The organism is Streptomyces sp. SID8352 (assembly GCF_009862265.1).
In the GTDB taxonomy this organism is placed as follows: Bacteria; Actinomycetota; Actinomycetes; order Streptomycetales; family Streptomycetaceae; genus Streptomyces.
Genome location: NZ_WWGX01000095.1, coordinates 12,917 through 38,168, shown reverse-complemented (window position 1 = coordinate 38,168; position 25,252 = coordinate 12,917). Strand labels below are relative to the sequence as shown.

Annotated in this window: 24 protein-coding genes; 18 read left to right on the top strand and 6 right to left on the bottom strand. The window is 74.3% G+C overall.

What is annotated here, in order from left to right:
- Positions 1–128 precede the first annotated feature (128 nt).
- Positions 129–1,340: a pyridoxal phosphate-dependent aminotransferase gene (locus tag GTY84_RS28575; RefSeq protein WP_161229300.1), complete on the bottom strand. Its 1,212-nt coding sequence runs from the start codon at positions 1,338–1,340 to the stop codon at positions 129–131.
- 236 nt (positions 1,341–1,576) lie between these two features.
- On the opposite strand from GTY84_RS28575, the gene GTY84_RS28570 reads away from it, so the two are divergent.
- Positions 1,577–2,485: a serine protease gene (locus GTY84_RS28570; RefSeq protein WP_161229299.1), complete on the top strand. Its 909-nt coding sequence runs from the start codon at positions 1,577–1,579 to the stop codon at positions 2,483–2,485.
- Positions 2,486–2,670: 185 nt separating this feature from the next.
- Here the strand turns inward: GTY84_RS28570 and GTY84_RS28565 are convergent, their stop codons facing one another.
- Together GTY84_RS28565 and GTY84_RS28560 are read right to left on the bottom strand one after the other, a co-directional pair.
- Positions 2,671–4,281, bottom strand: coding sequence for a D-aminoacylase (locus GTY84_RS28565; RefSeq protein WP_161229298.1), 1,611 nt, complete (start codon positions 4,279–4,281; stop codon positions 2,671–2,673).
- Positions 4,282–4,298: 17 nt separating this feature from the next.
- Complete coding sequence (locus GTY84_RS28560) at positions 4,299–5,774, bottom strand: alanine racemase (protein WP_237532742.1); 1,476 nt, start codon at positions 5,772–5,774, stop codon at positions 4,299–4,301.
- A gap of 140 nt (positions 5,775–5,914) precedes the next feature.
- Here GTY84_RS28560 and GTY84_RS28555 point away from each other — a divergent pair, with 140 nt between their 5' ends.
- From GTY84_RS28555 to GTY84_RS28540, 4 genes are all read left to right on the top strand, one after another.
- Entirely contained in the window at positions 5,915–6,964 is a 1,050-nt protein-coding gene (locus GTY84_RS28555; RefSeq protein ID WP_161229297.1) for a sugar kinase, read from the top strand.
- Positions 6,961–7,746 carry an IclR family transcriptional regulator gene (locus GTY84_RS28550; protein ID WP_161229296.1) on the top strand — a complete coding sequence of 262 codons (786 nt, stop codon included), beginning with the start codon at positions 6,961–6,963 and terminating at the stop codon, positions 7,744–7,746. Before GTY84_RS28555 ends, GTY84_RS28550 begins: the two co-directional genes overlap by 4 nt.
- The gene (locus GTY84_RS28545; protein ID WP_161229295.1) at positions 7,743–8,153 is read left to right on the top strand and encodes a RidA family protein; all 411 of its coding nucleotides are present in this window, start codon (positions 7,743–7,745) and stop codon (positions 8,151–8,153) included. The genes GTY84_RS28550 and GTY84_RS28545 overlap by 4 nt, the downstream gene beginning before the upstream one ends.
- Before the next feature lie 91 nt (positions 8,154–8,244).
- Positions 8,245–8,946: a hypothetical protein gene (locus GTY84_RS28540; RefSeq protein ID WP_161229294.1), complete on the top strand. Its 702-nt coding sequence runs from the start codon at positions 8,245–8,247 to the stop codon at positions 8,944–8,946.
- A gap of 191 nt (positions 8,947–9,137) precedes the next feature.
- Here GTY84_RS28540 and GTY84_RS28535 read toward each other — a convergent pair whose 3' ends face one another.
- From GTY84_RS28535 to GTY84_RS28525, 3 genes are all read right to left on the bottom strand, one after another.
- Complete coding sequence (locus GTY84_RS28535) at positions 9,138–10,382, bottom strand: hypothetical protein (RefSeq protein ID WP_161229293.1); 1,245 nt, start codon at positions 10,380–10,382, stop codon at positions 9,138–9,140.
- 172 nt (positions 10,383–10,554) lie between these two features.
- Complete coding sequence (locus GTY84_RS28530) at positions 10,555–11,064, bottom strand: SigE family RNA polymerase sigma factor (RefSeq protein WP_161229292.1); 510 nt, start codon at positions 11,062–11,064, stop codon at positions 10,555–10,557.
- A 301-nt stretch (positions 11,065–11,365) separates the two neighbouring features.
- Entirely contained in the window at positions 11,366–13,087 is a 1,722-nt protein-coding gene (locus GTY84_RS28525; RefSeq protein ID WP_161229291.1) for a glycoside hydrolase family 18 protein, read from the bottom strand.
- Positions 13,088–13,502: 415 nt separating this feature from the next.
- Here GTY84_RS28525 and GTY84_RS28520 point away from each other — a divergent pair, with 415 nt between their 5' ends.
- From GTY84_RS28520 to GTY84_RS28460, 13 genes are all read left to right on the top strand, one after another.
- Positions 13,503–14,387: a hypothetical protein gene (locus GTY84_RS28520; protein ID WP_345943551.1), complete on the top strand. Its 885-nt coding sequence runs from the start codon at positions 13,503–13,505 to the stop codon at positions 14,385–14,387.
- Positions 14,388–14,461: 74 nt separating this feature from the next.
- Positions 14,462–15,169, top strand: coding sequence for a Flp pilus assembly protein CpaB (cpaB, locus tag GTY84_RS28515; RefSeq protein ID WP_161229290.1), 708 nt, complete (start codon positions 14,462–14,464; stop codon positions 15,167–15,169).
- 8 nt (positions 15,170–15,177) lie between these two features.
- Entirely contained in the window at positions 15,178–16,449 is a 1,272-nt protein-coding gene (locus GTY84_RS28510; protein WP_161229289.1) for a P-loop NTPase, read from the top strand.
- 308 nt (positions 16,450–16,757) lie between these two features.
- Positions 16,758–17,084: a pilus assembly protein gene (locus GTY84_RS34250; protein ID WP_237532741.1), complete on the top strand. Its 327-nt coding sequence runs from the start codon at positions 16,758–16,760 to the stop codon at positions 17,082–17,084.
- A 1-nt stretch (position 17,085) separates the two neighbouring features.
- The gene (locus GTY84_RS28500) at positions 17,086–17,478 is read left to right on the top strand and encodes a TadE/TadG family type IV pilus assembly protein (RefSeq protein ID WP_161229287.1); all 393 of its coding nucleotides are present in this window, start codon (positions 17,086–17,088) and stop codon (positions 17,476–17,478) included.
- A 39-nt stretch (positions 17,479–17,517) separates the two neighbouring features.
- Positions 17,518–18,855 carry a CpaF family protein gene (locus GTY84_RS28495; RefSeq protein WP_161229286.1) on the top strand — a complete coding sequence of 446 codons (1,338 nt, stop codon included), beginning with the start codon at positions 17,518–17,520 and terminating at the stop codon, positions 18,853–18,855.
- A 9-nt stretch (positions 18,856–18,864) separates the two neighbouring features.
- A complete protein-coding gene (locus tag GTY84_RS28490) occupies positions 18,865–19,809 on the top strand; it encodes a type II secretion system F family protein (RefSeq protein WP_161229285.1) in 945 nt (314 codons plus the stop codon).
- Positions 19,810–19,820: 11 nt separating this feature from the next.
- Complete coding sequence (locus tag GTY84_RS28485; RefSeq protein ID WP_161229284.1) at positions 19,821–20,708, top strand: DUF5936 domain-containing protein; 888 nt, start codon at positions 19,821–19,823, stop codon at positions 20,706–20,708.
- A gap of 729 nt (positions 20,709–21,437) precedes the next feature.
- Positions 21,438–22,787 (top strand): histidine kinase, encoded by a 1,350-nt coding sequence (locus tag GTY84_RS28480; protein ID WP_161229283.1) that lies wholly within the window; start codon positions 21,438–21,440, stop codon positions 22,785–22,787.
- A 26-nt stretch (positions 22,788–22,813) separates the two neighbouring features.
- The gene (locus GTY84_RS28475; protein ID WP_345943550.1) at positions 22,814–23,680 is read left to right on the top strand and encodes a response regulator transcription factor; all 867 of its coding nucleotides are present in this window, start codon (positions 22,814–22,816) and stop codon (positions 23,678–23,680) included.
- 101 nt (positions 23,681–23,781) lie between these two features.
- Complete coding sequence (locus tag GTY84_RS28470; RefSeq protein ID WP_161229281.1) at positions 23,782–23,979, top strand: hypothetical protein; 198 nt, start codon at positions 23,782–23,784, stop codon at positions 23,977–23,979.
- On the top strand, positions 23,979–24,632 hold the full coding sequence (locus tag GTY84_RS28465) for a pilus assembly protein TadG-related protein (protein WP_161229363.1): 654 nt from the start codon (positions 23,979–23,981) through the stop codon (positions 24,630–24,632). The genes GTY84_RS28470 and GTY84_RS28465 overlap by 1 nt, the downstream gene beginning before the upstream one ends.
- Positions 24,633–24,664: 32 nt before the next feature.
- On the top strand, positions 24,665–25,246 hold the full coding sequence (locus tag GTY84_RS28460; RefSeq protein ID WP_161229280.1) for a hypothetical protein: 582 nt from the start codon (positions 24,665–24,667) through the stop codon (positions 25,244–25,246).
- Positions 25,247–25,252: the final 6 nt, after the last annotated feature.

Below are 25,252 nucleotides of genomic sequence, written 5' to 3'. Positions count from 1 at the left end.
AGTGAGGGCCGCGAGGGGGCGGGCCCGGGGCGGCGGCGGACCCGGCGTCCGGCGGTGCCGAGCGGATGTGCGGCGGCGCGGCCCGGGTCCCGGGCGGCGTGCGCCGGGTGCATGGCCGGGCGGAGGGCTCAGACCTGGGCGTAGCCGTCCAGGAAGGTGCCGATGCGCTCCACCGCGTCCCTCAGGTCCCCGGCCGTCGGCAGGGTCACCACCCGGAAGTGGTCGGGGTCGGGCCAGTTGAAGCCGGTGCCGTGGACGACCATGATCTTCTCCTGCCGCAGCAGGTCCAGGACCATCCGCCGATCGTCCTTGATCTTGTACACCGCGGGGTCCAGGCGCGGGAACAGGTACAGCGCGCCCTTCGGCTTGACGCAGCTCACCCCGGGGATCCGGGTCAGCGCCTCGTAGGCCGCGTCCCGCTGCTCGCGCAGCCGGCCGCCGGGCAGGACGAGGTCGTCGATGGTCTGCCGGCCGCCGAGCGCGGCCACCACCCCGTGCTGGCCCGGCATGTTGGCGCACAGCCGCATGTTGGCCAGGATCGTCAGGCCCTCGATGTAGGACTCCGCGTGCGCGCGGGGACCCGAGATCGCCATCCAGCCCACCCGGTACCCGGCCACCCGGTACGCCTTCGACATGCCGTTGAAGGTCAGGGTGAGCAGGTCGGGGGCGACGGAGGCGGTCGGGATGTGGACGGCGTCGTCGTACAGGATGCGGTCGTAGATCTCGTCGGAGCAGACCAGCAGGTTGTGGCGGCGGGCCAGGTCGGTCAGCCCGCGCAGCACGGTCTCGTCGTAGACGGCGCCGGTGGGGTTGTTCGGGTTGATGATCACCAGGGCCTTGGTGCGGTCGGTGATCTTCCGCTCCAGATCGGCCAGGTCGGGCATCCAGTCGGACTGCTCGTCGCAGCGGTAGTGCACCGCGGTGCCGCCGGACAGGGAGACGGCGGCCGTCCACAGGGGGTAGTCCGGGGCCGGTACGAGCACCTCGTCGCCGTCGTCGAGCAGGGCCTGCATGGCCATCACGATCAGCTCGGAGACGCCGTTGCCGATGAAGACGTGCTCGACGTCGGTCTCGATGCCGAGGGTCTGGTTGTGCATCACCACGGCGCGGCGCGCGGCCAGCAGGCCCTTGGCGTCGCCGTAGCCGTGCGCGGACGAGACGTTGCGGAGGATGTCCTCCAGGATCTCGGGCGGGCACTCGAAGCCGAAGGCCGCCGGGTTGCCCGTGTTGAGCTTCAGGATGCGGTGACCGGCAGCTTCCAGCCGCATCGCCTCCTCGAGCACCGGGCCCCGGATCTCGTAACAGACGTTGGCGAGCTTGGTCGACTGGATCACCTGCATGTCCGTGAGCTTACGGCCCGGCCGCGGCGCGCGGGCCGTGTTCTCCGCCACGTGGAACCGGACGTTTCACCGGATTCCCCGCCCGGCCGTGCCGCGGGGGAGGGGGAGCGGGGGCGGGGACGGCTCCGGAAGTGACCCGTTCGCCTTCTTGTGGGGTGCGCGGGTCATGTCAAAAATGTGCATGACAAAAAGGCCGCCGGAAGATCTCCGGTGTCCGCCTCAGAGGGGACCCCCACATGAAGAAGCCTCTCCTGGCCGTGCTCGCCACCCTGGCCCTCACCGGCCTCGGCGCGGCACCGGCGATCGCGTCGTCCGCCTCCTCCGCACCCGCCTCCTCCGCACCCGCCCCGGCCGAGGCCGCCGCGCCCCGGGCCCAGGCGACCTCCACCACCGTGCGGCCCGCCGGGGCGCAGGCCGTCTCCTTCGCCGGGACCGTCGCGCTCAGCAACTGCTCGGGCGCCCTCGTCCGCCTGCCCTCCTCCGGCGACAACGACCCCGGGCTGGTGATGTCCAACGGCCACTGCCTGGAGACCGGCTTCCCGGCCGCCGGCCAGGTCCTCGTCGACCGGGCCTCCAGCCGCACCTTCAGCCTCCTCAACGCCGCCGGGACGCGCGTCGCCACCTTGCGCGCCGCCAAGCTCGCCTACGGCACGATGACCGACACGGACGTCTCCCTCTACCAGCTCACCAGCACCTACGCGCAGATCCGCGCCTCCTCGGGGATCTCCCCGCTCACCCTCTCCGACACCCGCCCGGCCGCCGGGACCGCGATCACCGTCGTCTCCGGCTACTGGACGCGGACCTACTCCTGCTCGGTCGACGGCTTCGCCTACCGGCTGAAGGAGGGGCAGTGGACCTGGAAGGACTCCATCCGCTACACCTCCGCCTGCCAGACCATCGGCGGCACCTCCGGATCGCCGGTCGTCGACAACGCCACCGGCAAGGTCGTCGCCGTCAACAACACCGGCAACGAGGACGGGGCCCGCTGCACCGACAACAACCCCTGCGAGGTCGCCGCCGACGGCACCGTCACCGTCCGCCGGGGCATCAACTACGCCCAGCAGAGCTACCAGATCCCCGGCTGCTTCGGCACCGGCAACAAGCTGGACCTCACCCGCGCCGGATGCGCCTTGCCCAAGCCGTAGCGGGAGCGGCCGGGCCCCGCGCCGGACGCGGAGCCCGGCACCCGGCACCCGGCACCCGGGGCCTGGAGCCCGGGGCCCGGACCCGGGGCCCCGGCGCACGCGCGCCGCCGCACCGGGGTGCCGGGGGGCCCGTCTCATCGGGGCGCCCGCTCCACCGGCGCGTCCGCCTCACCGGGGTGCCCCTCTCACCGGGGCGTCCGGCGGACCGAGCGGCCCGCCAGGACGTCGGTGCGGCGGCCGTCCTCCACGGCGAACCGCCCGTCGACCAGGACGTGCGGGATGCCGGCCGGCGGGCGGCGCGGCTCCTCGTAGGTGCTGCCCGCCGCGACCGTCGCCGGGTCGAACAGGACCAGGTCGGCGCGGTACCCCTCGCGGACCAGGCCCCGGTCCGGCAGCCGCAGCCGGGCCGCGGGCCGGGAGGTGAGGTGGGCGACGCACTCCTCCAGCGAGAGCACGCCCAGCTCGCGCACGTAACGCCCCAGGTAGTGCGGGAAGGTGCCGTACGCCCGCGGATGGGGCCGGGTGCCCCGCAGGATGCCGTCCGAGCCGCCGGTGTGGACCCGGTGGCGCATGATCGCCCGGACGTTCTCCTCGTGGCCGACGTGCTGGAGGATCGTCGGCCCGAGCCGGTCGGCGAGGAGCAGCCGGCGGGCGACCGTCCAGGGGCTCTCCCCGAGCCGTCGCGCCGACTCCAGCACGGTGCGGCCGGTGTACCCGGTGAGCGCCGGGTCGGTGACGCCGGAGACCTCGATCGTGTCCCAGTCCACCGGCACCCCGTGGCAGCCGTCGGAGCCGCTCACCTCCAGGTCGTGCCGGATCCGCGCGGCGGTCGCGTCGTCGGCCAGCCGCCGCAGTGTCTCGGCGGGCCCGCCCTCGCCCGCCCAGCTCGGCAGCAGCGCCGCCAGCGTGGTGCAGCCGGGGGTGTAGGGGTAGGTGTCCAGGGTGATGTCGGCACCGGCGTCCAGGGCCCCGTCCAGCAGGGCCAGCAGCTCGGGGGCGCGGCCCTCGTTCTCGCCGAAGTTCATGGTCGCGTGGGCCAGGTGCAGCGGGCAGTCCGCCCGCCGGGCCAGCCGCACCATCTCCTCGTACGCCGCCAGCGCCCCGGCCCCGTAGGAGCGGTGGTGCGGGCAGTAGTAGCCGCCGTACCCGGCGACCACCCGGCACAGCTCGGTCAGCTCGGCGTCCTCGGCGTACATGCCCGGCGTGTAGGTCAGCCCGGAGGACATGCCGACCGCGCCCTCCTCCATGCCCCGCGCCACCAGCCGCCGCATCCGGTCCAGCTCGGCCGCGGTCGCCGGCCGGTCCTCCCAGCCGACGACGAGGGCGCGGACGGTGCCCTGCGGGATCAGGTACGCGGCGTTCACGGCGATGCCCCGGTCCAGCCGGTCCAGGTACTCGCCGACCGACCGCCAGTCGAAGTCGATGTCGTCGCCGGGGCCGTTCCACCCGGCGATGGCGCTGCGCACCTCCCCGAGGGTCCGGTCGTCGACGGGTGCGTAGGACAGCCCGTCCTGGCCGATGACCTCCAGGGTGACGCCCTGGGCGACCTTGGCCCAGTGGTCGGGGTCGCGCAGCAGCGCCAGATCGCTGTGGGCGTGCATGTCGACGAAGCCGGGTGCCAGGACCAGGCCCTCGGCGTCCAGTTCGCGGCGGGCCCGGGGGCGCATGCAGCCCGCGGCCGCCGCCTCCTTGACGATGCCCGTGATGCGGCCGCGGTCGACGACGACGTCGGCGCGGTAGGAGTCCGCGCCCGAGCCGTCCACGACGTCGGCGTCCCGGATGACCAGCTCTTCCACCGGAACCTTCCCTCTCCCTAGAAGAACGTGCGGATGTAGTCCACGACGGTCCCGTCCGCGCGGACGACCGGGATCAGCGGCCACTTGTCGAAGGCCGTGCAGGGGTGCGACAGGCCCATGCCGAGCCAGTCCCCGGGCGCCAGGACGGCACCGGGTCCGGTGCGCAGCCAGGTGTGCTGGTCGGACAGCCCGCTCACCGCGATCCCGTCCGCCGGGCGCTCCGCGCCGTCGTCCCCGCGGACCACCTGGGCAAACGGCAGGTCGAGGTCGTACGCGGCGTCCCGCTTGCCCGCGTTGGCGAACGCCTGTTCCGGGGAGGGCCGGGAGACCACCTGCGCCCAGAGGCGCAGCGCGGGCAGGAGCGCGCCCTCGTCGGGGACGCGGTTGAAGGGGGTCAGCTCCTTGTAGTGGCCGTCGTCGTGGGAGACGTACGCGCCCGAGCGGAGCAGCTTCAGCACCGGCCGGGACAGCTCGGGCACCTCGGCGAAGACCTCGGCCACCGCGTCGAACCAGGCGCTGCCGCCCGCGCTCAGCACCACCTCGTCGACCCCGGCGAACCGGCCCGCCGCGTCCAGCTCCGCCGCCAGCTCCACCAGCCGCCGCAGCCAGGCGCGCACCCGCTCCGGGTCGGCCGCGGGCACCTCGCCCTCGTACCCGGCGACCCCGGCCAGCCGCAGCGTCCGCGTCGCGGCCACCGCGTCGGCCACCGCGGCGCACTCCGCCGCGGTGCGCGCCCCGGTGCGGGCGCCCTCCCCGGCGGCCAGCTCGACCACCACGTCCAGCGGGCGGACGGCCCCGGCCCCGGTCAGCGCGGCGTCCATCAGCTCGACGCCGCGCACCGAGTCGACGTAGCACAGGAAGCGGAAGTCGGGGTCGGCGTCCAGCTCGGCGGAGATCCGGCGCAGCGCGGCGGCGTCCACCAGTTCGTTGGCGAGGAGGATCCGGCCGACGCCGAAGGCCCGCGCCACCCACACCTGGTGCGGCACGGCCAGGGTGACGCCCCAGGCGCCGTGCCCGATCTGGCGGTGGAAGAGCTGGGGGGCCATGGAGGTCTTGCCGTGCGGCGCGAAGGCCAGTCCGTGCCGGGCCGCGTAGGTCTCCATCAGCGCCAGGTTGTGCTCCAGGCGCTCGGCGGACAGCGTCAGGACGGGGGTGGTGAAACCGCCGGTGAACAGGTTGCGGCGCTGTTCGGCCAGCTCCCCGACGGTCAGCCCGTCGGCGTCCGGCGGCAGCCCCTTGAAGCGGTGGTCGACGCGCTCCTCGGCCAGCCGGGCCAGCAGGGCGGGAGCCTCCGGGCGGGTGGCGGGGGGACTCGGGTGGGTGGCGGGAGGATTGGGCCGGGTGGCGGGAGGATTGGGCCGGGCGGCGGAAGAACTCGGCCGGTCGGCGGGGGAGTCCGCACGGTCCGCCGGGCCGGGGCCCGTCCCGGGCGGTGCGCCCGTGCCGGGGTGTGCGCCGGTGTCCGTGCCGGTGGCGTCGGCGTCGCGGCCCATGGGCCTGCCCTCCTGAAGTGAGGCGTTGCAGTGTCCGCAACAGTCATTGCGTATGTCGCTCACTGCTGTCTAACATCTCGCCCGATGCGTGGTCAACGGATTCGCCGGGCCCCGCGAGAGGACAAGGAGCCCACACCATCGTGACCGCCGACGGCCCCCGTGACACCACCCCGGACGTCGCCGACGTCGTCGCGCTCGGCGAGTCCATGGTCACCTTCCTGCCCACCCGGCCCGGCCGCCTCGCCGACGTGCCCTCCTTCGACCGGGCCATCGGCGGGGCCGAGTCCAACGTGGCCTGCGTGCTGGCCGCCGCCGGACACCGCGTCCGCTGGGTCGGCCGGGTCGGCGCCGACGGCTTCGGCGACCACCTGGTGCGGTCCATCGCCTCCTACGGCGTCGACGTCTCCGCCGTGCGCCGCGACCCCGAGCGGCCCACCGGCATCTACTTCCGCACCGCCGGGGACCGCGCCACCGCAGCCCACGAGGTCGCCTACTACCGGGCCGGCTCCGCCGCCTCCGCCATGTCCCCGGACACCCTGGACCTGGCCGCCGTCCACTCCGGGCGCGTCCTGCACCTGTCCGGCATCACCGCCGCCCTCTCCCCCGGCTGCCTCGCCCTGATGCGCGAGCTGACCACCCGCCGCCCCGGCCGCCCCCTGGTCTCCTTCGACGTCAACCACCGGCCCCGGCTGTGGCGCGGCGGCGACGGCCCCCGGATCCTGCTGGAACTGGCCCGCGGCGCCGACATCGTCTTCGTCGGCGAGGACGAGGCGTGGGGCGCCGGCGGTCCCCACGCGGTCCGGGCCGCTCTGCCCGAACCGGAGGTCCTGGTCGTCAAGCAGGGCGCCACCGGCGCCACCGCCTTCCACGGCCCCCACGTCACCACCGTCCCCGCCCTGTGCGTCGACGTCGTCGCCGCCGTCGGCGCGGGGGACGCCTTCGCCGCCGGGTTCCTCTCCGCCACCCTGCGCGGCCTGCCGGTACGGGACCGGCTGCGCCACGGCCACCTGATGGCCGCCGCCGCGCTCACCGTCCCCGGCGACCTCGCCGAGCCGCCCGCCCGCGACCACGCGGACCGCCTGGCCGCCCTCGCCGACGACGCGTGGGGCAGACTGCGACTGGGCCCCGGCTGGACCCGGACCGGCGAGGGAGCCGGCCAGGGGGCCGACGAGGAGGTACGCACACCATGAGCCAGACCGTCGACCGCGCGCTCAGCATCCTGCCGCTGCTCGCGGAGGGCCCCGCCGACCTGGGCCGGGTCGCCGCCCGCCTCGGCGTCCACAAGTCCACCGCCCTGCGCCTGCTGCGCACCCTCCACGACCACGGCCTCGTCTACCGCCAGTCCGACCAGCGCTACCGCCTCGGCGCCCGGCTGATCGCCCTCGCCCAGGAGGCGATGGAGAACCTGGACGTCCGCGAGATCGCCCACCCCCACCTCGTCCGCCTCAACGAGCAGTGCGGGCACACCGTCCACCTCGCGGTCCAGGAGGACGGCGAGGTCCTCTACATCGACAAGGTCGAGAGCCGCTACCCGGTCCGCATGTACTCCCGGATCGGCAAGCCCGTCGCCATCACCGTCGCCGCCGTCGCCAAGCTGCTCCTCGCCGACCTCCCCGAGAGCGAGCGCCGGGCGATCGCCGACGACCTCGACTACCCCCTCTACACGGCCCGTTCGACGCCCCACGCCGACGCCTTCCTCAAGGAGTTGGCGGCGGTGCGCGACCAGGGCTGGGCCACCGACCTCGGCGGCCACGAGGAGTCCATCAACTGCATCGCCGCGCCCATCCGGGGCGCCGACGACCGGGTGGTCGCCGCGATGTCGGTCTCCGCGCCGAACGTCGTCGTCACCGCGGAGGAACTCCTCACCCTGCTCCCGCTGGTGCGCCGCACCGCGGACGCCATCAGCGGCGAGTACTCCGGCAGGACTCCCGTGCAACACCCCGAACACCGCTTCGAGAAGGACAGGGCATGACCGAAAAGACCGCTCTCACCCCGGCCACCCACACCACGCCCCCGGCGAAGTTCTCCCACGGCGTCCGCAAGGGCAACATCCTCCAGGTCGCCGGGCAGGTCGGCTTCCTGCCCCACGAGGAGGGCAAGGCCCCCACCCCGGCCGGCCCCACCCTGCGCGAGCAGACCCTCCAGACCCTGGCGAACGTCAAGTCCATCCTGGAGGAGGGCGGCGCGGGCTGGGACGACGTGATGATGATCCGCGTCTACCTGACCGACGTCGACCACTTCGCCGAGATGAACGCCCTCTACAACGCGTACTTCGAGGAGCAGGGCCTCACCCAGCCGCCCGCCGCCCGCACCACCGTCTACGTCGGTCTGCCCGCCGGGCTGCTCATCGAGATCGACGCGCTCGCCGTCCTCGGCTGACCGGGGGCGCGGGGCGGGCCGCGGGTAGGGGTCTGATAACGATGACGGGCCCGACTGTCTCCGGCACAGGATCGTCGACCATACTGCCCGCGTGGAGCAGCGCATAGAGTCGAGCAGCCAGCCCCTGAACGGCGCCGGGTCCGACCCGGCCTTCATCCCCGGGCTCACCGCGCCCGGGGTGTCCGGCGCCCCGGAGGCCGCGCGTCCCGGGACGGCGGAGGTGACCGGGGAGGACGCCGCCCCCGGCGGACCGGAGGCCGGTGCGGCCGAGCCCGACGGCGGTGTCGCCGAGCCGGAGTCCGAAGCGGTGGAGGGCCCGGCCTTCGAGGCGGCCGACCGCCGCGCGCGGATCGTCGCGGACCACCGGGGCGTCCGGCTCGCCCTGGACGACCAGGAGTGCGAGTTCCGCTGGGACGAGATCGGCGCCGTGGAGACCGAGACGGCCCGCTTCGGCAAGCGGTACACCGTCACCGTGCACACCCCCGACCGCCGTTGGTACCCCATCGAGGTCGAGGCGCCGTCCCGGAGCCGCTTCAAGGACTGGGACGCGGCCCTGGACGAGGTCCTGGACGCCTACTTCGAGGACGGCGGGGCGGACACGGACGGAAAGGCCGACGGGACCGCCCAGGGGACCGCGGACGCGGCCAAGGACGGGGGCTCCGGCAAGACCGACGCCTCCGTGACGGACAAGGAGTCGGACAAGGCGTCGGACAAGGCCGGGACGTCCGCGAAGGCCGGGACGTCCGCCGAGGACGGCGCCTCCGGCCGGACCGGGGACGCTGCGGAGAAGTAGGCCGACGCCGCGTCGACACGGCTTCTGAGTAAGGCACTTCGGCAGCGGCGGCCGGTGGGCCGGACCCGGACGGGTCCGGCCCACCGGCCGCCGGTGAGGGGGCGGGGCACATGCCCCGCCCCCTCACCACGCCCTGCGGGGCCCGCGGTGAACGCCGGGCCCCGCAGGGAGCCGCTCCCGCCCGTGCCGCGCTACAGCAGCGCGTCCCACTCCGGGCTGAGCGTGATCGCCTCCAGCTGGGCCATGGTCAGGGCCGGGGTGTCCCGGGTCGCGGCCCCGTGCTGCGTACCGGAGTTGAAGGCGCTGACGACCACGCGCAGTCCGCCGGGCCGCAGCGTGTCGGCCGTCCACTGCACGACCCCGGGGCCTCCCTTCTCGCCGGGAGCCCGCGAGGCGAGGACGAGCGAGCCGTCGGGAAGGGGCTCGGCGGCGCCCTCCTCCCACCGGTCGCCCGGCGTGCGCGGCTGCACATTGACCTGGACGAGGCTCCGGCCCCGCCCGTCGTCCACCACGACATGGGCGAACTCGGTCTCCTGGGCGCCCTGCGCGACCACCTTCGCCGAGCGGGGCAGCAGCCGGGCGAGCGTGGCGCGGACCGCCTCGCCCGGGACCGACGGGGGCGCCGGCGGACGGGTGCCCTGCTTCGCCGGGTCCGGCAGGGTGTCCGCCACGCGGCGCCACACCCCGGCGGTGACGGCCTTCCTCAACTGCGCCGTGCTCAGCGGGGGTTCGGGCCGACTGACGGGGGCGCCCTTCTCGGCGGGGGAGTTCCACTCGCTCAGGGAGATGTGCAGGCCCCGGGCCGTGACCAGATCGGCGCTCCACCACTTGGTGTCCCCCCGGCGGTCGGGGTACTCGTACCCCTGGAACACGGTGAGCACCGAGCCGTCGGGCAGCCGTTCGGTGACGCAGGAGTCGTGGGGGGTGAGCGCCCGGTCCGGGCACCGGGTCGCCTCGCGGACCGCGGCGCTGCCGGGCTCCAGCCGGGCGAAGCCGATGCCGACGGCCGCCGCCCCGCGCCCGTCGTCCAGCACGAGCCGCGCGTGCGGGGGCGTCCGCGCGCCGGTGCCCTGCGCCTCCTCCCCGCTGAACCGCGCCCGCGGCAGCACGGCCTTGAACTCCCGCAGGAGTTCGCCGGACGTGAAGGAGGCGGGGGCCCGCTCGGGACGGGCGGCGGGCCCGGCGGCGGACGCCCGGTGCGCCGCGCCGTCGTCCGGGCCCGTGCCGGGCAGCACCAGCGCGCCGCCCACCCCGATCAGGGCGATCCCGGCCGCCCCGCCGAGGATTCCGGCCCGGCGGCGCAGCGCGGCCCGGCGGCCGAGGCTCCGCCCGGCGGAGACCAGGGCCGCGCGATCGGTGTCGAAGCCGTCCCCGGCTTCGCGCAGCGCGCCGGAGAGCCGTTCCTCGAACGGGTCCTTCGGCGGAGTTCCGGACATGGTGAACCACCCTTTCCACACGGTGCGGGACACGGGTTCCGCACGGAACCCGGAGATACGGACGGACGGGCGCGGACGAGGACGGGCGGACGGCGGCCGGACGGGGAGGGCCGGGCGGCGGCGGGGGCCCGGCGGGCGGGCGCGGCGCGGGCGGCGGGGCGGCCCCCGGTGTTCAGGGCCGGACGTACTCCGCCAGGTCCTCGCCCAGCAGGTGCCGCAGCCGGCCCAGCGCGCGCACGCACCGGGTGCGGACGGCCGCCGAGCTGACGCCGAGGACGTCTGCGGCCTGCTCCACCGAGCGGTCCTCCCAGTACCGCAGGACGATCACCGCCCGGTCCTTGGGCGGCAGCCGCGAGAGGGCGTCCAGCAGGGTCAGCCGCAGCGGCGCGTCCCCGCCCTGGGCGCCCGGCAGGTCCGGAAGCACGTCGGTCACCCGCTCCCCGCTGCTGCGCCGCCGCTGATGGGCGAGGAAGACCCGGGTGAGGACGGTCTGCGTGTAGGCCGCCGGGTTCCCGACCCGGGAGACCCGCCCCCAGCGCACGTAGAGCCGTCCGAGGGTCTCCTGGACGAGGTCCTCGGCGAGATGGGTGTCCCCGGCGGTGAGCAGGCACGCGGAGCGGTACAGGTGTCCGGCCCGCGCCGCCGCGAACTCGGCGTACTCGTCCGCCCGTGCCTGCCTCATCCGCCGCGCCCCCCATGAGCCGTTCCCCGGTCCGCCGTGCCACTGCCTTCACTTCACTGATGCGGTGGGGCGCGGGAAATGTTTCACATCCGCCGGAGGACCGTGCGCGGGGCCCGGCGGCGGGCGCGGTTCCGAGTCCGGCCCCGGCTGGCGGTCACGGGGCGGACGGGCGGCGGGCGGCCGAGGGGCGGGCCGGGACCGGGGGAGCGGTCGCCGGGCGAGCGGGGCGCCGGGAGAACGGACCGGCCCCCGGTCCGCCGTGGGGGCGGGCCGGGGGCCGGGGGAAGGTGCCGTGCCGGAGTTACGGCAGCGCGTGGACGTGCGCGCCGACGCTGTTCGACCAGGCGTTGCCGGAGGTGGCGTCCCAGTTGGTGGACCAGGTCATCGCGCCCCGGAGGTCGGGGTAGGTCTTCGAGGGCTTGAAGTTGCCGCAGCTGGTGCCCTTGGTCAGGCAGTCCAGGGCGGCGTTGACCACCGACGGGGAGACGTAGCCGCCGCCCGCGGCGCGGGTGGAGGCGGGCAGGCCCAGGCCGACCTGGGAGGCGTCCAGACCGTTCTCGAGCTGGATGCAGGCCAGCGCGGTCAGGAAGTCGACCGTGCCCTGGGAGTAGACCTTGCCGTCACAGCCCAGCATCGCGCCGCTGTTGTAGTACTGCATGTTGACGACCGTCAGGATGTCCTTGACGTTCAGCGCGGTCTGGAAGTAGCCGCCCTGCTTCGACTGCATGTCGATCGTCTGCGGGGCCATGGTCAGGATCATGTCCGGGCCGGCCTTGGCGGACAGCGCGCGCAGACCCTGCGACATGTACGTGGGGTTGATGCCGTTCTCGAGGTCGATGTCGACGCCGTCGAAGCCGTACTCCTGCATCAGGGCGTACGTCGAGTTGGCGAAGTTGGTCGCGGAGGCGGCGCTGTTGACCGAGATGGTCCCCTTCTCGCCGCCGACCGAGATGATGACCTTCTTGCCGGCCTTCTGCTTGGCGCGGATGTCGGCCTTGAACTGGTCGACGGTGTAGCCCTTGAGGCCGACGGTGTCGAGGTTGAAGGTGATCCCCCCCGGCGTGGTGGTGGCGTCCGCGAAGGAGACGGCGATGATGTCGTACTGGTTCGACACGTCCGAGATCTTCTGGACGGCGGCGCCGTTGTCGAAGTTCTGCCAGTAGCCGGTCACGATGTGCTTGGGCAGCTTCGAGTTGCCGGTGCCGCCGCCGTCGTCCGGGTCCTTCGTGCGGGCCGAGACGGCCGCCGACTTGGCCGACTCGCCGACCGAGTTGGTGGCGGAGACCTGGAAGGAGTAGGTCTTCGAGGCGTCCAGGCCGGTCACGACCGTCGAGGTGCCGGAGACCGAGGTGACCTTGGTCCCGTCCCGGTAGACGTTGTAGCCGGTGGCGCCGGTGGCCGCGGTCCAGGCCAGGGAGACCGACGACGAGGTGGTCGCCGAGGCGTTCAGGCCGGCCGGGACGGACGGGACGACCGGGTCGGTGTCACCGCCGCCGCCCCCGTCGGGGCCGTACACGGAGAAGTCGTCGACGTAGTAGGCGGACTGGCCGTACCAGCCGTGGGTGTAGACCGTCACGGAGGTGGTCGACGCGCCGGTCTTGAAGCTGGTGGTGAGCTGCTTCCAGGAGGTGGAGCCCGGGTCCCAGGTCGAGACGTCCGTCGTGCCCGTCCCCGTGACGCCCAGGTAGGCGTAGCTGCCCTGGTACCAGGCGCTCAGGGAGTACGTGGAGTTGGGCTTCACCGCGACGGTCTGGCTGCAGCGGGCGTTGTCCTGGCCGCTCGGCGTGGCCTTGAGGGCGCCGGTGCCGGTGCGGGCCGGGGTGGAGACTGCGGCGCCGCTGTTGGCGGAGCAGGTCCAGCCGCTCAGACCGGTCTCGAAGCCGGCGTTCTTCGCGTTGTTGACGTCCGCCGCCGACGCCTGGCCGACGGCCGTGACCGTGAGAGCGAGAGCGGCGGTGATGGCTCCGGCTCCGTACCGGATCCGGTTCCGTCGTCGTCCATGCCGTCTGAGTACGGGCTCCACTGAGGCCTCCGGGGGGAAAGGAGTTGGTGGGGAGAGATATGGGGACGGTGGCCACCGCTGACGTACAAGGTGGTCCAGACCAATTGAAGTGTCAAGAGGTTGGTCCGGACCAACATGACGGAACTTTCCCGGACTTGGCGGAAGCCGGGCGGGATGTGCCCGGACCGGGTCGGCGGGCGGACCGCGACCCGCACCGCGCGGCGGCCGGGTCCGGTGCGGCGGCGGACCGGCGGTGCTCAACCTGTCCCGGTTTGACGCACCTTGTACATCACAAGTTGTTCTTCTGCTGGAGAAACGGTGTTCTCGCGCCAGAGCGGCGTGGATACAGTGCTCACGTAGTCACGCAGTGAAGTCGTCCGGGTGTGCCGGAGCAGCACCGGTGGACCGGCGGGCATGGGGAGACGGGGAGCCGCGCGTGCCACCTGCGATTGCCGTGACCAGTGCCGACCTGGCACTGCCGCCACTGGACGAACGGACGCTGCCCGCGGTCGTGCTCCAGGATGCCGGGAAGCGCCCGCTGGAGGCGGTCCTGGAGGAGGTCCAGGGCCTCGTCGACCAGCACGGGCACCTGGTCGTGCTCTGCCCGCCCGGCGCGCCCGTCGCCCTGGAGCGGCGCCTGCACACCGTCCGGTCGCTGCTGGAGAGCGACCGGATCGCCCTGTTCCGTCCGCCCCTGCCACCGCTCGGACTGGCCGTCCTGGCCCGTCAGTTACGCCAGCTCGCCTCCTGCGACCTCGGCCCCGGCGTCCTCGCCTCCGCGGGCCGCCTGCTCACCCACTACATCCACTCCGGCGCCCTGCTCGGCTCCGTCGCCCGGCTCGACCACGTCCCCGTCGGCCTCAAGGCGCACGCCAAGTCCTGGATGCCGGGCAGCCAGTTCGCCGTCGTCGCCCACCCCGAGCCGCAACTGGTGCGCGTCGGGCCCGGCGCGGCCCTCACCGGCCCCGAGTACGCCACCTCCCTGCTGGTGGCCGAGGGCCCGCTCCCCTCCGACTGGGTCACTGGCACCCTCGCCCCGTCCTGGAAGGTCCAGGGGGTCCTGGAGACCCCGCTGCCGGACACCTCGCCGCGCTGGTGGGGCACCGGACGGATGACCGAGTTCTGCGCCTTCCTGCCCGACCTCTCCGTCCTCTACCAACTGGTCACCTCCGTACGGCGCGGCACCTGCCACTGGTGCGGCATCGACGTCATCGGCGACCGCTGCGTGTTCTGTTCCGCGACCCCGCCGCCCCCCGACGACCCGGGCCCCGCGTCACGGCACGCGCCCGGCGGCCGGACGAGACGCGCGCTCACCGGCTGACCCCGCGGCCCCGAGGCACCGTCCCCCGTTCTCCGTCCCGGCTCGACCGATCCCCCAATGAGGTTGCACGGCCCATGAACTCCCGTCAGCGCCGCGGCGTCATCCTGCTGATCCTGTCGGTCCTCTGCGCCCTCGGTGCCTTCGCCGGCGTGCTCTCCGTGATCGACGAGGTGCGGTCCGAGGTGGGCCCCGAGGTCACCGCGTACCGGCTGAAGACCGATGTCAAGCCCTACACGGCGCTGAACGCCGGTCAGTTCGAGAAGATCCGGATGCCCGAGCGGTGGCTGTCGCGGAACGCGGTCACCGACCTCGCCGAGATACGCGGCAGGATCGCGGTGACGACGCTGCGCGAGGGCTCACTGCTGCAGAGCGACATGATCGTCGACCAGCCCGCCCTGCGCCCCGGCCAGCAGGAGGTCGCCATCATGATCGACGCGGCGACCGGAGTGGCCGGCAAGATCACCCCCGGCTCCTCGGTGAACGTGTACGCCACCTTCGAGGGCAGGCGGGAGGGCGACCCCGCCCAGTCGAAGATCATCGTGACCAACGCCCAGGTGCTCGACGTCGGCGAGATCACCGCTCTCGACCCCGACGAGGACAGCCGCGGACGGGGGCCCGCCGACGCGGTCCCCATCACCTTCGCCCTCTCCGCCCTCGACGCCCAGCGCCTCACGTACGCCGAGTCGTTCGCGAAGCGCGTCCGGCTCGCGCTGGTGGCGCCCGGCGGCGACACCACGGTTCCCGAGAAGGACCGTACGTACGAACTCGCGAAGGACAGGTGACGGGCCGCATGCCCACGAGAATCCTCCCGGCGGCCGGGGACGCGGACGCGGCGCGGTCCCTCTCCGCGCTGCTCGCCCGGCTCCCGGACGCCGAACCGGTCGCCCCGGTGGCCGACTCCACCCGGCTCGTCGACACCCTCGCCCGGCTCGCCGCCGAGTCCGTCGACGAACTGCCCGAGGTGGTCGTCGTCCACGAACGGATCGGCCCCGTCCCGGCGCTGGAGCTGATCCGCGAGGTCGCCCTGCGCTTCCCGGCCGTCGGCGTCGTCCTCGTCACCTCCGACACCGGGCCCGGGCTCCTCCAGGCCGCCATGGACCACGGCGCCCGCGGCCTGGTCACCCTGCCCCTCGTCCACGAGGAACTCGCCGCCCGGGTCCACGCGGTGGCCCAGTGGTCGGCCGGGGTCCGGCGGCACCTCGGCGGCGGCGGTGACGGCCCGCCCGGCGCCGGCGGGACCGTCGTCACGGTCAGCGGAGCCAAGGGCGGTGTCGGCACCACGCTCGTCGCCATCCAGCTCGCCCTGGCCGCCCAGGAGTCGGGACGGTCCACGGCCCTGGTCGACATGGACCTCCAGACCGGGGACGTCGCCGCCTACCTCGACGTGCAGTTCCGGCGCTCCGTCGCCGACCTGGCGGCCATCACCGACATCTCCCCCCGGGTCCTGGCCGACGCCGTCTTCCGGCACGACAGCGGGCTCGCCCTGCTGCTCGCCCCCGGCGAGGGCGAACGCGGCGAGGAGGTCACCGACCGCGCCGCCCGCCAGATCGTCGCCACCCTGCGCTCCCGCTACGAGGTGGTCGTCGTCGACTGCGGCGCCCAGATGGGCGGGGCGGGCGCCGCCGCCGTGGAGAGCGCGGACCGGGCGCTGCTGGTCACCACGCCGGACGTGCTCGCCGTGCGCGGGGCCAAGCGGGCGGTGCGGATGTGGGACCGGCTCCAGATCCGCAAGGCCGAGGAGACCACCGTGGTCGTCAACCGCCACACGCGCGGGACGGAGATCCAGCCCGCCCTCATCCAGCGGATCACCGGCACCGGCGTCGCGGACACCACCGTCCCCGCCCACTTCAAGGAACTCCAGGGCGCGGTCGACGCCGGGCGCGTCCACGAACTCGACAACCGGGGCACGGTCAAGCAGGCCCTCTGGACCCTCGCCGCCGAACTGGGACTCACCAGGGGCGCCCCCACGGGCCACCGCACCCCCGGCCGGGCCCCGGCCGCGCGGCGCCGCCGCAAGGAGGGCCGCAAGGAGACCAAGGCGACCAAGGAGAAGCGGACATGAGCGGGCCGGGGGGACGGGAGGACGGCGGCGCTTCCCGCCGGGCCACCGGTGCCCCGCCGCCCGTCCGGGGCGCCGCGACGGCCGCGACGGCCGCCCCGTCCGGTCCGGGGGCCTGGAGCCGCCTTGCGCGGGGCCGGTGGGCCCGGCGGGCCGGGCGCGTCCGGCCCGGCCCGGTGACCGCTCCTCACGCGGGCCCGGACGCCGCCCCGGCGACCGTCCCCGGCCGTGCCCCGGCGGCCGTCCCCGGCCGTGCCTCGGCGCGGCGGCCGGGACGGGACGCCGGGCAGGTCGCCGTGGAGTTCGTGGGGATGCTGCCCGTGATCCTGCTGACCCTGGCCGTGCTCTGGCAGCTCGTGCTCGTCGGGTACACCTACACGCTCGCGGGCAACGCCGCCGACGAGGCGGTCCGGGCCGGCACCGCGGCCTCCCGGGAAGCGCGCGAGGGCGCCTGCGGCGACGCCGGCCGGGACAAGCTGCCGAGTGCGTGGCGGGGCGGCTCGGACGTGAAGTGCGCCACCGGGGGCGGCCGGGTCACCGCCAGGGTCGAGCTGAGGGTGCCGGTCCTCTTCCCCGGCGCCGGGGGCCCGCTGACCGTCCGGGGGCACGCCGGTGCCGTCGAGGAGGTGGACGACTGACATGCCGTACCTCCCCACCCCCCGCGCGGGGGAGAAGAGGGGCCGGGGCGACCGGGGCCAGGCAGCCCTGGAGTACCTCGGGTTCCTCCCCGTCCTGATCATCGTCGCCCTGGCCGCCGTACAGCTCGGCCTCATCGCCTACACCGCCCAGCAGGCCGGCACCGCCGCCCGGGCCGGTGCGCGCGGCGCCTCCCTCCAGCGCGGCGCCCAGGCCGAGTGCGCCGCCGCCGTCAGCGACTGGCTGGCCGACGGCACCCGCTGCGGGGCGAGCGAGGGCGGCGGCGAGGTCACCGTGACGGCCACCGTCGCCATCCCCTCCGTCGTCCCCGGCTGGGACTTCGGCCCCGCCCGCAGGACCGCCACCATGCCCCTGGACCACCGGGCGGGGGAGTGACGTGGGGCACGAGGAACAAGAGCGAGGAGCACCGGACGCATGAGCCTGCGCGCGCGCATCCACACGCCCGAGGAGCACGGCGGCCAGGGCGGCGACGGACATCTGGTCGCCTCCTACCGGTCCAAGCTCATGGAGGAGATCGACCTCGCCGAGATGGGCTCCCTCGCCCTGGCCGATCGCCGGTCCCGGCTGGAGCGCGTCCTCGGACACATCATCAGCCGTGAGGGACCCGTCCTCTCCACCGCCGAACGCGCCCAGCTCATCCGCCGGGTCGTCGACGAGGCGCTCGGGCTCGGCATCCTGGAACCGCTGCTGGAGGACCCCTCCATCACCGAGATCATGGTCAACGGCCCGGACGCCATCTTCGTCGAGCGCGGCGGCCGGGTCGAGCAGCTCCCGCTGCGCTTCGCCTCGGCCGACCAGCTCATGCAGACGATCGAGCGTATCGTCTCCACCGTCAACCGCCGCGTCGACGAGTCCAACCCCATGGTCGACGCCCGGCTCCCCTCCGGCGAGCGCGTCAACGTCATCATCCCGCCGCTCTCCCTGACCGGTGCCACCCTCACCATCCGCCGCTTCCCGCGCTCCTTCACCCTCCGCGAACTCATCGGCCTGGGCTCGCTCGACGAGCACATGCTCCACCTGCTGGCCGGGCTGGTGCAGGCGCGCTTCAACATCATCGTCTCCGGCGCCACCGGCACCGGGAAGACCACCCTGCTCAACGCCCTGTCCGGCCTGATCCCCGAGTCCGAGCGCATCATCACCATCGAGGACTCCGCCGAACTCCAGCTCCAGCAGGCCCATGTGATCCGGCTGGAGTCCCGGCCGCCCAACGTCGAGGGCAAGGGCCACGTCACCATCCGCGACCTGGTGCGCAACTCGCTGCGGATGCGCCCCGACCGCATCGTCGTCGGCGAGGTCCGCGGCGGCGAGTCCCTGGACATGCTCCAGGCCATGTCGACCGGCCACGACGGCTCCCTCGCCACCGTCCACGCCAACAGTGCCGAGGACGCTCTGATGCGGCTGCAGACACTGGCCTCCATGTCCGACGTGGAGATCCCCTTCGCCGCCCTGCACGACCAGATCAACAGCAGCCTCGACGTCCTCGTCCAGCTCACCCGCTTCGCCGACGGCGCCCGCCGCGTCACCGAGATCGCCCTCCTCGACAGCCACGGCGGCGAGCCGTACCGGATCACCACCGTCTCCCGCTTCCACGCCCGGCCCATGGCCCCCGACGGCCGCGTCCACGGCGGCTACCGGCACCATCCGCTGCCGCGCCGCACCGCCGACCGCCTCCACATGGCGGGCCAGCCCGTCCCGCAGGCCTTCGGAGTGGCCCACACCCCGGACCAGCTCGCCACCAGAGAGGCCAGGTAGGCACCGCCGATGGAACTGGACACCCTCGTCGGCCTCACCACCGGCGTCACTCTGCTCGCCTGCCTCCTCGGCGTCGTCGGGCTGCACGTCCACGCCTCCGGCCGGGCCCGGCGCGCCGCGCTGGTCGACCGCCTCTCCGCCACCGGGCAGGTCGCCGGGGGCGGGCGGCGGCGCCGCTTCCGCGCCCTGGACCGCCGGCTGCGCCGCACCCGGTCCGGACGACGGCTCGAACGGCGGCTCGCGGCGACCGGACTCGACATCACCCCCGGCGAGTTCACCGTCTGGATGCTCGCCGCCGTCACCGGCCTGTGGCTGGTGGGGCAGGCCGCCCTCGCCCCCTTCTTCGGCCCCATCGCCGGACTCCTCGGCATCTGGGCCGCCCTCCAGTTCCTCAACTGGCAGCGCCAGAAGCGCATCGAGAAGTTCATCAACCAGCTTCCCGAACTGGCCCGCATCCTCGCCAACGCCACCCAGGCGGGCCTCGCCCTGCGCACCGCCATCGGCATGGCGGCGGAGGAGCTGGAGGCCCCGGCCGCCGAGGAACTGGGCAAGGTCGCCTCCCAACTGGCCGTCGGCGCCTCCCTGGACGACGCCCTCGGTGAACTCGCCGACCGCCTCCCCTCCCGTGAACTCGTCGTCCTCGTCACCACCCTCGTCCTGTCCAACCGGGCGGGCGGCCAGGTCGTGGGCGCGCTGCGCAACCTCACGGAGACGCTGGAGGAGCGCAAGGAGACCCGGCGCGAGATCCGCACCCAGCTCTCCCAGGTGACGATGACGTCCTACGCCGTCCCCGTCCTGGGGGTCGGCTCGTTGCTCCTGATGAACGGGGTGAAGGACGGGGCCCTGGAGCGCATGACGGGTTCGGCGGCCGGGCAGGCCGCCGTCGTCATCGCCTTCGGGCTCTACGCCGTCGGCTTCGTCCTGATCCGCCGCCTGTCCCGCATCGACGTCTGAGGGGAGACACCATGGCGTACCTGCTCGCCCTGCTGATGGGGCTGGCCGTCTGGGGCGCCTTCGCGGGCGTCCGCATGTACCGCGCCGACGCGAAACTCCCGGACGACCTCGCCCTGGCCCTGGAGGTCGGCGCCACCCGCACCGGTGCCGTCGGCTCCGTCATCGACCGCATGGGCATGCGCTACGCGCCCGCCGTGCTGCGGCTGATGGGTCCGGCCCGGGTCGCCCGCTACCGCCGCCGCATCGACCTGGCCGGCAACCCCGGCGGCCTCACCATCGACCGCTACGCCGCCCGCCGCGCCGTCTACGGCTTCCTCGGCGGGATCGGCTTCCTGGTCTTCCTGCTGCGCGGCCAGTACGTGGTCGCCCTCCTGCTGCTGGCCTTCGGCGCGTTCTGGACGGAGGTGGGCATCTGGTCGGCCATCCGCGTCCGCAAGGACGTCATCGAGCGGACCCTCCCCGACTTCCTCGACGTGCTGGCCGTCGTGGTCGGCGCCGGGCTCGGCTTCCGCCAGGCGCTGGAACGGGTGTCCACCCGCTACGAGGGGCCCTGGGCGGACGAACTGCGCATCACCCTGCGCCAGATGGACCTCGGCATGAGCCGCCGCCAGGCCTTCGCCGAGCTGCGCCGCCGCAACGACTCCGAGCAGGTCGCCATGTTCGTCACGGCGCTCCAGCAGGGCGAGGAGCTGGGCGCCCCCATCGTCGACACGCTGGTGTCCCTGGCCCGTGACATGCGCCGCACGGACGCGCAGAACGCCCGCCGCAAGGCGGCCCGCGCGGTGCCCAAGGCCACGATGATGATCACGACGTTCATGGTCCCGGCCACGATGATCCTCCTCGGTGCGGGCCTGATCCTGGGCTCGGGCACGGACTTCGGGACGATCACGGGGGAGTAGAGCGGGAGCGCGGGCCCTCCCAGGAAGGGGGGAACGGGCGCGGGGGCCTTCGGCGGGCCGGGGTGGGGGTACCCGGGGGTGTGGGGAGAACCCGGGAGGGGTCCGGGGGGTGCGGGGCCGGTCCCCGGCGGACGGGACGGGAGCGGGAGCGCTTCGGGAGGTGAGCGGGGTGTCCGGCCCGGCGGCCGGACGGGAACGGCGTCCGGCCGGGCGCTGGAGGCGAACGGCTTCCGGCACGGGTGCCGGGGCGAGCGGCTTCCGGTACCCGTGCCGGGAGGGGCCGGCGACGGGCGGCCCGGGCGGGACCTCGGCGGGCCGCCGGGGAACGGCAGGCGCGGCGCCGGGACGGGAACCACCGGCCCGGTGCCGGAGGGAAGGGGGAGCGTCGTGCCGGAAGGGAGCGGGACCACCGGCGCGCTGCCGGGGACCGGGGGACGAAGCGGAACGGACGGAGCAGGAGAGGACGGACGGATGGCGACCACGAACCCGCCGGCGCGGCCACGGACGGCCCAGGAGCCGCCGCGCCGGCCCCTCCGCTTACCGCGCCGCCGCCACCGCGACCCCCACCCGGCCCCCGGGGCCCCGGGGGCCGGGGCCTGCGGTCCTGCCCCGGCCGCACCCCCCGCGCCCTCACCCGCTCCGACGGCACCCCCTCCCGCCCCCGCTCCGACGCCCGGGGCATCCCATGACCTCGCGTCGGCGGAGCAGCCGACCCCGGCCCCCGTACCGGTGGGGCAAGGGGACCCCGGCCCCTCCGCAGCAGCGGGCGACGCGGCCCCCGCCCCGGCCGCCCCCGCCATCCCCCTCCAGGTCAACGCCCTTCAAGCGCTGTGCCGCCAGGTCTTCGGCTTCCGGCTGGCCATGATCGCCCTCGCGGCCCCCTCCGCCCTGCTCAACGCGAGCCCGGGGCTGAGCACCCGCCTGGTCGGCGCCGCCGTCGTCCTCACCTTCATGGGCTCCTACGTCCTCTTCCGCGACTGGGAGCGCTTCGGCCCCCTGCTGCTGCGCCACCCGCCCCTGCTGGCCGCCGACACCGCCTTCGGGTCCCTGCTCCTCGTCTCGGCGGGCCCCGGCAGCACACTGGCCTACGTCGGGATCTGCACCCCGCTCCTCGCGGGCCTGGTCTACGGCTGGCGCGGGGCCGCCGTCTTCGCCTCGCTCCAGTCCCTGGTCCTGTTCCTCGTCCAGGTCGCGCTGCGGGACCCCCGCCCCTCCCCGGCGGAGTCGCTGCTGCTGCCCGGCCTCTGCGTCATCGCCGGGATGGTCGGCTCCAGCCTGCGGGGCCTGCTCCTCCGGTTCGGCGCCGCCACCGAGGCGCTGACCGCCGTACGGGCCCGGCTCGCCGCCGCCGAGGCGGTCGCCGCCGAACGCGCCCGGCTGGCCCGGGAACTGCACGACTCGGTCGCCAAGACCCTGCACGGCGTGGCCCTGGCCGCCGAGGGACTCGCCGCCACCGCGGCCCGCGACCCCCTGGACCCCGCCCTGGCCCGCCACCAGGCGGAGCTCGTCGCCCGCTGCGCCCGCCGCGCCGCCGCCGAGTCCCGCGAACTCCTCACCGACCTGCGCCACGAGTCGGACCCCGCCCGCGGCACCGACCTGGCGGCTGAACTGGCAGCCAGGACCGACGACTTCACCGCCCGCACCGGTCTGCCCGTCGTCCGCGGCCCCCTCGGCACCGCACCGCTCCCGGCGATGCCCCCGGCGGTGGCCCGCCAGCTCCTCCTGATCGCCGCGGAGGCCATGGAGAACGCCCACCGCCACGCCGGTCCCACCCGCGTCGTCGTCCGCGCCGGGGTCGACGCCGGCCAGGTGAGCGTCAGCGTCCACGACGACGGGCGCGGGCTGCCGCCGGGGACCACCCTCGGACAACTGCGCAGGACCGGCCACTTCGGCCTGGTCGGGATGGTCGAGCGGGCGGCCTCGGTGGGCGCGCGCATCCGCGTCGGCCGGGGCGGGCACCCGAGGGGCACGGAGGTCCGGGTGGACCTCCCCCTCGCGGCCCTGCCCCCGGCTCCGCCCGTGTCCGCCCCGCCGCCCGTACCGTCCGCCCCGCCGCCCGCGCCCCCGGCACGGCCATGACGCACCCGACAGGAGAGGAGGCCCCTGTGCCCCCCGACGACGGCACGGCCCGTGACGGGAATCCGCGCCACCCCTTCCCCGCCCCCGCTCCGGCGGCCCCGCTGAGGGTCGTCGTCGCCGACGACAACCCGGTGGTCCGCGCCGGTCTCACCGCGTTGCTCTCCGGCTGCCCCGGCCTCACGGTCGTCGCCGAGGCCGCCGACGGCCGCGAGGCGTGCGAGGCCGCCCACCGGCACCGCCCCGACGTCGTCCTGCTGGACGTCCGCATGCCCGACGTGGACGGCGTCTCCGCACTGCCGTACCTGGTGGGCATCGCCCCCGTCCTGATGCTGACGTACAGCGGGGAGGCGGAGACCGTCCGGGAGGCGCTGCGCCGGGGGGCGGGCGGCTATCTGGTCCACGGCGAGTTCACGGCCGAGGAACTGCTGACGGCGGTGCGGGACGTCACCCGGGGCCGCCCCCGCTTCACCCCCACGGCGGCGGGCGCCCTGCTCAGCCAGCTCCGCGGAACACCGGCACCCTCCTCGGAGGATGCGACTGCACACGCACAAGAATCACCAACACGGCCCAATCTGCCGACGTTTCGGTCAAGTGCACCTTCTGGTCTTTCGCAAGTGCAACCACCTGTGGGACAGTCGGCCCCTGATGCTCCCGACAGGGCGGCGTTCCAACTGAGCACGAGGGAGGCGGAGATCATGGACCTCATCGCGGCCGGCATGAGCAACCAGCAGATCGCCGCCGCGTGCTTCATCAGCGAGAAGACGGTCAAGAACCACATCAACCGCATCTTCGCCAAGCTCCACTGCGCCAGCCGCTCGGCCGCCGCCGCCACCTGGCTCGGCACGGCCCCGGCCCGTTCCCGCCGGGGGGTGAACGACGGTGAACCTCGCTGATTGGGCCCGGCGTTGGGCCCAGGGACCCTTACCCCGCACCCCCGCCCCGGCCTACCCTCCCCGTGACGAAGCGGGCACCGGCCACCCTGAAGGGGAACACCATGAGCAACTGGTTCCACACCACCGCCGCGTACCTGCGCACCCGCGCCGCCCGCGACGACAAGGGCCAGACGGCGGTGGAGTACCTGGGCATCATCGCGGTGGTGGTGGCGATCGTCCTGGCCATCACGGGGACGGACATCGGGCAGTCGATCTACAACGCGATCGTGGACCAGATCACCGAGGTCACCGGCGGCTGATCCCCGCCCGTCGGCACAACGACGCCGGGCAGGCCCTCCCCGTATACATCACCGTGGTGGGGGGCCTGCTCTTTCTCGCGCTCGTGTACTTCGCGGTCGGCCAGGCAGCAGCCAAACGCAGCGAGGCGCAGACCGCCGCGGACGCCGCGGCGCTCGCGGCGGCTCTGGAGACACGGGACAGGCTCACGGGCCAGTGGCTGCGGGATCTCCGCGCCCCGGACCAGTGGCAGGACATCTTCGACGGCAGGGTTCCCGTGGGCAACGCCTGTTGGCGGGCGGAGCAGTTGGCCGCGCGCAACGACGCGAGTGTCCGGTGCGCTCCGCACGGGCCGCTCGCCTACCGGGTCGAGGCCACGACGAACGGGACCGTGGGGGACACCGTCGTGCCGGGCACGGAGGGGCGGCGGGCCACGGAGCGGGCCACCGCGGTGATCGAATTCCGCTGCTCCTTCACGATGCCTCCGGAGGATGCCGACGCCGATGAGGACGCCGGGGATGCCGACGCCGATGAGGACGCCGAGGATGCCGACGACGCGGAGGACGTCGAGCTGCCCAGCCTCCTCTGTGACGGGAAGCGCTGGGACCTCGATCCGGACGACGTGTCGGACCTGCCCGAGCCCCAGGATCTTTTCGACGTCCATCTGGCCGACTGACAACGAACGACGAAGACGAAGGAAGCGGAATCATGAGCATGCGGTTCAGCACCGGGGCCCGCAGAGGATGGGTGGCCCTGGCTGTTTCGATCGGGCTGGCCCTCGGTGCTGCCGGCTGCGGAGGCGGGGGTGGCGACGACCAGAAGCCGAGAGCCACGTCGGCGCCGCCCCGGGACGCCGGTCCGGGGGTGAGCGCCCAGGAGGGCACGGCGGAGGAGACGCTGGCCGAGCTGAGAGGACCCAGCGGTCTCATGATGAGAATCACCGGTGCGCAGCGTGACGCGGGCGGATTCGTCACGGTGAGCGGTGAACTCAAGAACGACGGCGCGAGTACTGTCAACGTTCCCGCCCAGGTGAGCGGCAACGAGACCGAGATCGTCCGCAACGGGAAGTCGCTGGGCGGAGCCACACTGGTGGATTCCCGCGGGAAGAAGCGCTACTACGTACTCCGGGACACCGAGGGCCGCCCGCTCGCCACGACCAAGTTTCCGCCGCTGAAGGCCGGTGAGACCCTCCCCGTCTTCATGCAGTTCCCCGCCCCGCCCGCGGGCACGACCGAGGTGACGTTCCAACTTCCCATGTTCTCGGCCGCCGGCATCGAGATCTCCGGGTGAGGCTCC

Coding starts and splice junctions, on each gene's coding strand:
- GTY84_RS28575 (WP_161229300.1), bottom strand. CDS start 1,340: ATGCAGGTGATCCAGTCGACCAAGCTCGCCAACGTCTGTTACGAGATC.
- GTY84_RS28570 (WP_161229299.1), top strand. CDS start 1,577: ATGAAGAAGCCTCTCCTGGCCGTGCTCGCCACCCTGGCCCTCACCGGC.
- GTY84_RS28500 (WP_161229287.1), top strand. CDS start 17,086: ATGCCGTACCTCCCCACCCCCCGCGCGGGGGAGAAGAGGGGCCGGGGC.
- GTY84_RS28535 (WP_161229293.1), bottom strand. CDS start 10,382: ATGTCCGGAACTCCGCCGAAGGACCCGTTCGAGGAACGGCTCTCCGGC.
- cpaB (WP_161229290.1), top strand. CDS start 14,462: ATGAACTCCCGTCAGCGCCGCGGCGTCATCCTGCTGATCCTGTCGGTC.
- GTY84_RS34250 (WP_237532741.1), top strand. CDS start 16,758: ATGCTGCCCGTGATCCTGCTGACCCTGGCCGTGCTCTGGCAGCTCGTG.
- GTY84_RS28530 (WP_161229292.1), bottom strand. CDS start 11,064: ATGAGGCAGGCACGGGCGGACGAGTACGCCGAGTTCGCGGCGGCGCGG.
- GTY84_RS28495 (WP_161229286.1), top strand. CDS start 17,518: ATGAGCCTGCGCGCGCGCATCCACACGCCCGAGGAGCACGGCGGCCAG.
- GTY84_RS28460 (WP_161229280.1), top strand. CDS start 24,665: ATGAGCATGCGGTTCAGCACCGGGGCCCGCAGAGGATGGGTGGCCCTG.
- GTY84_RS28510 (WP_161229289.1), top strand. CDS start 15,178: ATGCCCACGAGAATCCTCCCGGCGGCCGGGGACGCGGACGCGGCGCGG.
- GTY84_RS28490 (WP_161229285.1), top strand. CDS start 18,865: ATGGAACTGGACACCCTCGTCGGCCTCACCACCGGCGTCACTCTGCTC.
- GTY84_RS28485 (WP_161229284.1), top strand. CDS start 19,821: ATGGCGTACCTGCTCGCCCTGCTGATGGGGCTGGCCGTCTGGGGCGCC.
- GTY84_RS28550 (WP_161229296.1), top strand. CDS start 6,961: ATGAGCCAGACCGTCGACCGCGCGCTCAGCATCCTGCCGCTGCTCGCG.
- GTY84_RS28545 (WP_161229295.1), top strand. CDS start 7,743: ATGACCGAAAAGACCGCTCTCACCCCGGCCACCCACACCACGCCCCCG.
- GTY84_RS28470 (WP_161229281.1), top strand. CDS start 23,782: ATGAGCAACTGGTTCCACACCACCGCCGCGTACCTGCGCACCCGCGCC.
- GTY84_RS28560 (WP_237532742.1), bottom strand. CDS start 5,774: ATGGGCCGCGACGCCGACGCCACCGGCACGGACACCGGCGCACACCCC.